At 59.8% G+C, this 6,932-nt stretch carries 8 protein-coding genes and 1 pseudogene; 1 reads left to right on the top strand and 8 read right to left on the bottom strand.

The annotated features are described in order from the left end of the window. Positions 1-91 precede the first annotated feature (91 nt). The 5 genes from DU29_RS0100685 to DU29_RS0100665 all read right to left on the bottom strand — a co-directional run bounded on the left by DU29_RS0100685 (position 92) and on the right by DU29_RS0100665 (position 4,409). Positions 92-355 carry a hypothetical protein gene (locus DU29_RS0100685; RefSeq protein WP_028619963.1) on the bottom strand — a complete coding sequence of 88 codons (264 nt, stop codon included), beginning with the start codon at positions 353-355 and terminating at the stop codon, positions 92-94. A gap of 424 nt (positions 356-779) precedes the next feature. Next, positions 780-1,256, bottom strand: coding sequence for a thioesterase family protein (locus DU29_RS0100680; RefSeq protein ID WP_028619962.1), 477 nt, complete (start codon positions 1,254-1,256; stop codon positions 780-782). 129 nt (positions 1,257-1,385) lie between these two features. Continuing rightward, complete coding sequence (locus DU29_RS0100675) at positions 1,386-2,351, bottom strand: L-carnitine dehydrogenase (RefSeq protein WP_028619961.1); 966 nt, start codon at positions 2,349-2,351, stop codon at positions 1,386-1,388. Positions 2,352-2,487: 136 nt separating this feature from the next. Next, positions 2,488-3,375, bottom strand: a complete 888-nt coding sequence (locus tag DU29_RS0100670; protein WP_028619960.1) for a 3-keto-5-aminohexanoate cleavage protein — start codon at positions 3,373-3,375, stop codon at positions 2,488-2,490. Between the two features lie 89 nt (positions 3,376-3,464). Further along, entirely contained in the window at positions 3,465-4,409 is a 945-nt protein-coding gene (locus DU29_RS0100665) for a choline ABC transporter substrate-binding protein (RefSeq protein WP_028619959.1), read from the bottom strand. Between the two features lie 219 nt (positions 4,410-4,628). Between DU29_RS0100665 and DU29_RS0100660 the strand changes: the two genes are divergently transcribed. After that, positions 4,629-5,573, top strand: coding sequence for a GlxA family transcriptional regulator (locus DU29_RS0100660; RefSeq protein WP_028619958.1), 945 nt, complete (start codon positions 4,629-4,631; stop codon positions 5,571-5,573). 131 nt (positions 5,574-5,704) lie between these two features. On the opposite strand, the gene DU29_RS0100655 is transcribed toward DU29_RS0100660, so the two are convergent. The 3 genes and pseudogenes from DU29_RS0100655 to DU29_RS0100645 form a co-directional block, all read right to left on the bottom strand. Continuing rightward, positions 5,705-6,121 carry a DUF3010 family protein gene (locus DU29_RS0100655; RefSeq protein ID WP_028619957.1) on the bottom strand — a complete coding sequence of 139 codons (417 nt, stop codon included), beginning with the start codon at positions 6,119-6,121 and terminating at the stop codon, positions 5,705-5,707. A gap of 31 nt (positions 6,122-6,152) precedes the next feature. Further along, positions 6,153-6,383 (bottom strand): annotated as a pseudogene (locus tag DU29_RS01000000129315) (helix-turn-helix domain-containing protein); the annotation flags it as partial. Between the two features lie 4 nt (positions 6,384-6,387). Continuing rightward, positions 6,388-6,789: a lysozyme inhibitor LprI family protein gene (locus DU29_RS0100645; protein WP_028619956.1), complete on the bottom strand. Its 402-nt coding sequence runs from the start codon at positions 6,787-6,789 to the stop codon at positions 6,388-6,390. Between the last annotated feature and the right edge of the window lie 143 nt (positions 6,790-6,932).

Below are 6,932 nucleotides of genomic sequence, written 5' to 3'. Positions count from 1 at the left end.
CGAGGGGGCTTGCCCCCGTTGGGTCGCGCAGCGGCCCCAAGATTTTACGACTGCTGCGCAGCCGAACGGGGGCAAGCCCCCTCGCCACAGCTCAGGCGCTACGGCTCTGTTGATATTTCGCCAATGCAGGCAGCAACTGCCGGTCGATGGCCTCGCGCACGGCCGGCAGGATGGTCGCGCTGCTGGTGTACATGTCCTTGACCATCGTGCGCAACGTCATGGCTCGTTCATCATTCAACCCTCGCACCGCACACTCGCAAGCCTGCTCGGCGGTGGCGCCGCTCTGTACTTGAAAACCCAATGATTTCAGCTGGCCCAGCAAGTCTTCCTGATCAATCAAATCGGCGTGCATCATGACGCGAATCCTTCTTCGGAGAATGGGGTCGTGGTTCGATTCTGGGAGGGCCGAGAGGAGGCGGCAAGGCCGTTTTGTCGCAATGGCCGAGATACCTATGAACAGGTCGTTTTCGGCTAACTTGCCATCGGAGGGAGCGGGCACACTGGGTTCAGCTGAATTCCGAAGGTTTGGTCACCCTCGCGCAGCGGCTCCTCGACAGTACCCACCTCTGCCCCGATCCTGGCACGGCTTGATCGGGGTTTTTTTTTGCCTGTGAAAATAGCGCCCACAGGATTGAGGTCACTTGCCAATGCTTCGAGCGCCCCAGAACCTGTGGGAGCGAGGCTTGCCCGCGAAGGCGTCCGCCCTGTCACAACAATTGCGCGCGGCGATCCGACTTGGCCGCGATGAACGATGCCGCGGTCTACTGCTTCAACCGAGATTATTTTCTGACGGGCAGGGCGATCACACGGCCGATGTAGGCGGGAGCGGGAAGGTCTGCCTGATCGGCGACGATGGCTTGCAGTGTGCGCAGCGTTTCTTCGCTGAAAGGTGCCGAGCGTGGCCCGTCGAGGTCGACGTGCAGCAGCATCTGTTCATTCCCCGCCAGTTCCTTTTCATCGCCGATCAAATGCAGGCTGTGGTAGAGGTGCAGGCGTTTGCTGTCGTGGCCGATGATCTGCGTGCGCACTTCGACGTCGGCATCGAGTTTCACTTCGTGCAGGTAATTGAGGTGCAGTTCGAGAGTGAACAGTGAGTGGCCACTGGCCTCGCGGTTGTTGCTGTCCATGCCCAGGCGGTCCATTAAAGCGTCGGTGGCGTAGCTGAAAATCAACAGGTAAAAGGCGTCGCGCAGATGGCCGTTGTAGTCGACCCAGTAGGGGATGATTGTAGTTTCGTAGGTCGTAAGAGCAGGCATGCATTCAACTCCTGAAGTAACGAGGATTTGTAGGAGCCGGCTTGCTGGCGATGCAGACAACGCGGTGTTCCGGTGAGACCGCGTTGATTCAATCGCCAGCAAGCCGGCTCCTACGGGACGCGGTGGTGGTCAGTCTGCGAACGCCATCCCGTGCTTTTCCTTGGTGGCCTTCACCGCCTCCAGCACCGCCAGCAGGCAGTCATCACGATAACGCTCCAGCGCCGAAATACTGTGGTTGCCCAACTGTTCAGTGGTCCCGTCCACCACATCGTCAATCAACTTGTCGGTCAGTTCCGGCGCAGGCAGATACGTCCACGTCAACTGCAATGCCGGACCGAATTGCGCCATGAAATGCCGCATGCCGGCATCGCCGCCGGCGAGGGTGTAAGTCATGAAAGTCCCCATGAACGACCAGCGCAGCCCCGCGCCAAACCGGATCGCGTCGTCGATTTCGCCCGTCGTTGCCACACCGTCGTTGACCAGGTGCAATGCCTCGCGCCACAAAGCCTCAAGCAAACGGTCAGCGATAAACCCGGGCACTTCCTTGCGCACATGCAGTGGGCGCATGCCCAGCGATTCATAAACCTTCATTGCCGCTTGCACCGCTTCAGGAGCAGTGTTTCTGCCACCCACCACTTCCACCAATGGCAGCAGGTAAACCGGGTTGAACGGATGCCCGACCACGCAGCGCTCCGGGTGCGTCGAGCTCTCGTAAAACTCGCTCGGCAGCAGCCCTGAAGTGCTCGAGCCGATCAGCACATTCGGCTTAGCGGCAGCGCTGATTTTGCTGTGCAGTTCCAGTTTCAGATCCAGCCGCTCAGGGGCGCTTTCCTGGATGAAATCGGCATCGCGAACACATTCTTCGATGGTCGCGACAAAGCGCAGGCGGTCCTGAGAGGCGCCAGGCGCCAGGCCTTGTTTTTCCAGCGCGCCCCATGCGTTGGCGACACGTTTGCGCAGTGCGGCTTCGGCGCCTGGCGCCGGGTCCCAGGCCACCACATCGAGGCCGTGGGCGAGGGCGCGGGATACCCAACCGCTGCCGATGACACCGCTGCCGAGGGCGGCGAAGGTTTTGATTTCGGTGATAAAGGTCATGGCTACTTCCTGAAAAGTTCGGTGATCCCCCGTAGGAGCCGGCTTGCTGGCGATGGCGGCGTTCCTGCCGCAAAAAATGTGGCGGATGTACCTGCCTCATCGCCAGCAAGCCGGCTCCTACGGGTTTTGTGTATGTTCAGCCGCGCTGGGTCAGGCCCATTTTTATCCGGCCTTCCGCGGGCGTCAGAACCCGCGCGCCGAGGCGGCTGAGAATTTCCGAGGCGCGTTCGACCAGTTGGCCGTTAGTCGCCAGCACACCCTTGTCCAGCCAGATGTTGTCTTCCAGCCCGACCCGCACGTTGCCGCCCAGCAGCACCGCTTGCGCCGCCATCGGCATCTGCATGCGACCGATGCCGAAACCAGCCCAGACCGCGTCAGCCGGCAAGTTATCGACCATGGCTTTCATGGTCGTGGTGTCTGCGGGCGCCCCCCAAGGAATGCCCAGGCACAGTTGAAAAAGCGGGTTGTCGAGCAAACCTTCCTTAATCATCTGCTTGGCAAACCACAGATGACCGGTGTCGAAAATTTCCAGCTCGGCCTTCACGCCCAGCTCTTGAATACGTTTGGCGCCCGCACGCAATTGCGCCGGGGTGGACACATAAATCGTGTCGCCATCGCCGAAGTTCAGAGTGCCGCAATCGAGGGTGCAGATTTCCGGCAACAGTTCTTCGACGTGCGCCAAGCGAGTCAACGGGCCGACCAGATCAGTGTTCGAGCCGAACTCCATCGGATTCTCGCCAGCGCCGATTTCCAGGTCGCCGCCCATGCCGGCGGTGAGGTTGACGATGATGTCGACGTCGGCCTCGCGAATGCGCTCCATCACTTCGCGGTACAGCGCAACGTCACGGCTGAACTTGCCGGTTTCGGGGTCGCGTACGTGGCAATGAACCACGGTGGCACCGGCTTTGGCAGCTTCCACGGCAGCGGCGGCAATCTGTTTCGGGGTGACCGGCACATGTGGGCTTCTGGCGGTCGTGTCGCCAGCACCGGTCAGTGCGCAGGTGATGATGACGTCGTGGTTCATGAGGCGGGTTCCTGTTCTTTATGGAATGGCGGGCGTGATGATCCCGTTCGCAGCCCGGGCGGGCTGCGTTTCGCTGGTTCAATTTGGGATTATTTGGTGGTGAGTTTCAGGTTGTCGGCAGCTGGTTTTCCGTCGAAAGTGGTCACGCCTTCGAGCCAGCGTTGCTTGTCTTGAGGATGATCTTTCAGCCATTGTTTGGCGGACTCGAGGGCATCCTTGTGATCCAGCAGCGGCTGCATCATCCGGCTCTCGTCTTCAGCGGTGTAGGTCAGGTTGCTCAGCAAGCGACCGATGTTCGGGCATTGCTGCGCGTAGTTTGGCGAGGTGACCGTCCAGACCGTTGCCATGCCTTCGTTCGGACCCAGCGCGTCTTCGCTGCCAGAAAGGTAAGTCAGCTGCACATTGACGTTCATCGGGTGCGGCGCCCAGCCGAAGAACACCACCGCCTCTTTACGCCGCACGGCGCGATCCACCGCCGAGAGCATGCCGGCCTCGCTGGACTCGACCAACTGGAACTTGCCGAGACCAAACTGGTTTTTGGCGATCATCGCCTTGATCTGGGTGTTGGCGCCCGAACCGGGTTCGATGCCGTAAATCTTGCCGCCCAGCTCCTTCTCGAATTTAGCGATGTCGGCGAAGGTTTTCAGACCCTTGTCGGCGAGGTACGTCGGCACCGCGAGAGTGGCGCGCGCGTCTTTCAGACTCGGTGTATCGAGGACCTTGACCTGCTTGGCTTCGACAAACGGTGTGATGGTTTGCGTCATCAGCGGGTTCCAGTAGCCGAGGAACAGGTCCAGCCGCTGATCGCGGATACCGGCGAAGATGATTTGCTGGGAGGCGCTGGTTTGCTTGGTGTTGTAGCCGAGGCCGTCGAGCAGCACCTGGGTCATGGCGCTGGTGGCGATCACGTCGGTCCAGTTGACCACGCCCATGCGCACGTTCTTGCACGATTCAGGTTCGGCCGCCATGACGCTGGCGCTGAAGAAAGCGGTACCGCTGAGTGCAAGAACACAGCTGCTGATCAGTCGTTTCATGTCGGTTTCCTCGGCAGGCGTTATTGTGGGTCCGGGCGTCTGTGCGCCGGTGATGCCAAGTTACGCAGCTTGGCCCCCGCATAAGCGCACTACGGCGACCAGCACTTGCACTGTAGCGACCTGTGCTCTTGAATGCCTTGAGTGACCGGCGTATCAACGTCTCCACGTTGCCTGTCTCTCGTTACCTGTCTCTCGTTACCTGCCAGTCGAGCGCGTCTAATGCCTCAGGATTTTTACTTCTTGTTGATGCCGGGTTTTTCGGCCATCGGTTTCATCTCGGCCATCGAACCACTGCGCGTCGCCAATCGCTTTCGCGGCGAGCTGTATCGCTGGCATGTGCTGAGTGCCGATGGCGGCGCGGTGCTGGCCAGTAACGGCATGTCGGTCAACGCCGATGCCGCGCTGGAACCCTTGAAGAAAGGCGCCACACTGCTGGTGATCGCCGGTTTCGAACCGCTGAAGTTCGCCACTCCGGCACTGCAGCATTGGCTGCGCCGGCTCGACAGTGAAGGCGTGACCCTCGGTGCTATCGATACTGGCAGTTTTGTCCTCGCCGAAGCGGGCCTGCTCGATGGTCATCGGCTGACATTGCACTGGGAAGCCATCGACGCGTTCAGTGAATCCTATCCACAGCTCAGCGTGACCCAGGAGCTGTTCGAGATCGACCGCAAGCGCATCACCTCGGCGGGTGGCACCGCCTCCATCGACCTGATGCTCGACCTCATCGCCCAGGCGCATGGCCCGGAACTGGCGATCCAGGTCAGCGAACAATTCGTGCTTGGCCGCATCCGTCCACGCAAGGACCATCAACGCATGGAAGTGGCCACGCGTTATGGCATCCGCAACAAGAAACTGGTGCAAGTGATCGGCGAGATGGAGCAGCACAGCGAGCCGCCGCTGAGTACGCTGGCGCTGGCGGAATCGATCAAGGTGACGCGGCGGCAGCTGGAGCGTTTGTTTCGCCTGCATATGAACGACACGCCGAGCAATTTCTACTTGCGCTTGCGCCTGGACAAGGCGCGCCAACTGCTGCGCCAAACGGACATGAGCGTGCTGGAAGTGAGCATTGCCTGCGGCTTCGAATCGCCGTCGTATTTCACCCGCAGTTATCGGGCGCGGTTTGCCCGCTGTCCCCGGGAAGACCGGCGCACTGCAAAGGCCTGAGGACGTTCACACAAACCATTGTGGGAGCCAGCCTGCTGGCGATGGCATTTGGTCAGTCAACAATGTTGTTGACTGACACTCCCTCATCGCCAGCAGGCTGGCTCCCACAGTTGATTTGTGTTGGCCGCAGGTTACTTCTTCATCAGGCCCGAACACGCGGCTTTATACGCCTCATGCTGATACTTGTTCAGCGTCCCGGGCAGCTCGAAATTATGCTTCTTCGCCTGCGCATTGATCGTCTGCGGCGACCACAGCGTCACCTCGCAACTCTCCAGCAACTGAAAAACGCCCTCGATCTTGAACGTGGTTGGTCCGCCGGCAAACTCGCCTTTCTTGCTGCGCTTCTTGATCGCAATCCGGTCGATGGAATTCTCGCGTACAAACGATGCGACGTGCGCGGCGAAGACTTTGACATTCGCCGCCTCGTCGTCATCGTCGAGGGCAATTTTTTTGGTCGCCAGTGGTTGATGGCTCAACACCTGACCGTCGAGGGACGCCACGGCAATGATCGCTTCGCTGCCTTTGATTTCGATGCCGCAGATGTTCATGTTCATCCCTTTTACAAAGTGTGGGTGCAGCCTACAGCTCAAGTTGACTGGACGTGATGCCAAACGCCTTGGCAATTTTTTCGCGGGTCGCCTTACGCGGCTTCGCCACGCTCTCTTGCTGGGCAAAGGCCGGTTGAGAGACGCCCATGCGTACGGCCACTTCCTCTTGCGTAAGGTTCAGATATTCGCGCCGTGCGCGAATCGGAGTAGCGCTATCGACGATGCGACTGACCACTTCGTGGGGAATCAAAAGAGTTTCCATAGCGTTACTCCTGCCCAATCAACTCCAAAAACTCCGACCGCTCATCACTCATCCGCGCCACGCAGTCATTCTGCGCAATCGTGAAGGCCTTGCTGCCGCTGGTCGCGGGGAATGCTTCCACGGCGCAATCGGCGTCACGGGTTTTCAGCCATTGTTGCTGGGCTGTCTTGAGTTTGGCGGTGATGTCGCTGAGCTGCGCCGGGTTGTCGCCATAAAGCGACTGCATGCGCTCGCCGAGGCTGAGGTAGTTTTCGCCAAGCAGGTTTTCGGCGGCGGATCGACTGTAGGCCGAGCATTCCAGTGTCTGCACGTCATTTTCGACGGCGTCGCAAGGGTTGATGTCGGACTCTTCAGCGGCCTGTACGCCGGTCGCTATCAGTGCCAAAGCCAGGAAGATCGATTTCATTGCGCCGCGCCTTTTTATTGTGCCTGTCCGGTGGTGCGGCGAATTCTGGCGTATGCGCGAGCCCTTGAACAGGTAGCCCGTGAGCTTGCGCGACGACCCTTTGTCGCGGATTGACGCTTTCGGCAATTCCCCTGTCGTTTTTG

It is taken from the genome of Pseudomonas sp. Ant30-3, assembly GCF_000690905.1.
Classification (GTDB): Bacteria; Pseudomonadota; Gammaproteobacteria; order Pseudomonadales; family Pseudomonadaceae; genus Aquipseudomonas.
This window is presented reverse-complemented; position numbering and strand designations above follow the sequence as displayed.